Below are 1,781 nucleotides of genomic sequence, written 5' to 3' on the forward strand. Positions count from 1 at the left end.
GATGCGATCCTGTATGACGATGGTCGCCCGTTCGGTGAGTCATCACCATGAGCGGTTTGCCTGCTACAAACAACGAAAACTCAATGAAGGGAAACCGTGGCCAGTGGTTCGCAATAATCTAATCAACAAAATGATTAAAATTATCTGTGCTATCTGGAATAGTGGCCAAGCCTACCAAAAGGATTATACATCCAGGTTTGACAAGCAAAAAAGTGCGGCATAACACTTGACAAAGTCATAGCATTCAAGGGGACGTGCCTCGCCGTTGGCTGCCGGTTTCGATTTTGTCAGTTTCCGTAGTACATTTTAAAGCAAATTCACCGTCATTTTGCACGCCCCTTATGCGCAAGGTCGTTAGCCGTACAACAACGTAAACTAAATTCTAAATTAAATGTCATTTCATCTGAGAGTACTTTTATATACAATTGCTTCCCTCTTTTTCATATTCACAAACGTATTTGGCCAGTCTCAACAAAGCTCCATTGATTCTACCTTTTCAGCATACATGGATAGTGCTAGTGTAGATCTAAGAGAACATAATTATTCAGACAACCTTCAAAAAAAATATTCAGACGAATTCTATCAGTATTTTGAACAATATCCAGACTCAGAAATGGGCCAAGAAGCCTTATGGAGAGCGTTTCTACTTTGGGGGAATTTGGGCGAAGCAGACAAAATGGATAAAGCGATGAAGAGGATAGATCATGATTCGAAAACTTGGCGTCGAATTATTGTTCCGATAAGCAATGGATATCACCTAAGTGATCAAAAAACAAGGGAGGATTATATTGAACTTCTTGAAAACCTTAAGAGCAATTTAACTGATCCTAAAAGTAAATCTGAAGTACTTTTTGCTTTGGTTCGTCATTTTAACAGCAAAAATAACAGTCAAAAGGTCATTGAGTTAGCCAGAAAAATGATAGAAATAAACGCCAATGATTTCTATGTGGAAAAAGCATTGGGTTTTCAGCATGAAGCAGAATCGTTAGGAATTGGTGTTCAAGCACCAAATTTCAAAGCCAAAACCCTTCAGGGTAATCAAATCTCACTTGCCGATTATAAAGGAAAAATTGTAGTACTTGAATTTTGGGCAACGTGGTGTGGTCCCTGTATACCTGAAATCCCCCATCTCAAATCACTCAACTCAAAATATTCAGAAGATGAACTTCAAATTATCGGAGTTTCTTTGGATACTGATTCCGAAAAATTGGAAGAGTTTCTAAAAGAAAGAGAGATGGAGTGGCCCCAAATCGTTCAACCGAAACAATGGGATGATGAAATTACTCAGATGTACAATGTATATGTAATTCCAAGAAGCTTTATTATAGGTCGCGATGGCAAAATTGTAGCTAAGAACTTACGTGGTGAAGAACTTGAAAAAGAAGTTGCGAAACTTATTCAACAGTAAGTTGTCCGGCTAACCCGCGCATTAAGTCGGACGCACCTCGCCAATTCTCTGCCACTCTTGGTTTTATCTCTCTTCTTTCGTTAGTTGCTAATTAAACAAAAATCCGTGCGCCGCTTATGCGCAGTGTCGTTAGTTTGCCCGCCGGCCTTCGCGGTTTGTCAATAAAGGCTGTTTCGGCTGTAAAAATATCCATTTTTCAGCCGCTTCTGGGTTGCCTTTTCCACTATTCAATTTGCCTTAAAGCTATCTTCCTTTCCGAAAATCCTATTTCACATTTTGTCCTGGCCGGTCGGGGCTAAATCATCTTACGTCCGCTGTTTTCTTCCGTTGTTTTTATCAAAGCCGTTGCTGGTTCTACATCTTCAGCCCCAAA

Annotated in this window: 2 protein-coding genes; both read left to right on the forward strand. The window is 39.9% G+C overall.

Annotation, left to right across the window (positions count from 1 at the left end; genetic code table 11):
- The coding region (locus CK503_RS16200) for a hypothetical protein (RefSeq protein ID WP_176466334.1) at positions 1–223 on the forward strand (223 nt) is incomplete at its 5' end.
- A gap of 168 nt (positions 224–391) precedes the next feature.
- Positions 392–1,408, forward strand: a complete 1,017-nt coding sequence (locus CK503_RS15850) for a TlpA family protein disulfide reductase (protein WP_095607809.1) — start codon at positions 392–394, stop codon at positions 1,406–1,408.
- Positions 1,409–1,781: the final 373 nt, after the last annotated feature.

Origin of the sequence: Fodinibius salipaludis (genome assembly GCF_002287075.1) — a bacterium.
Taxonomy (GTDB): Bacteria; Bacteroidota; Rhodothermia; order Balneolales; family Balneolaceae; genus Fodinibius; species Fodinibius salipaludis.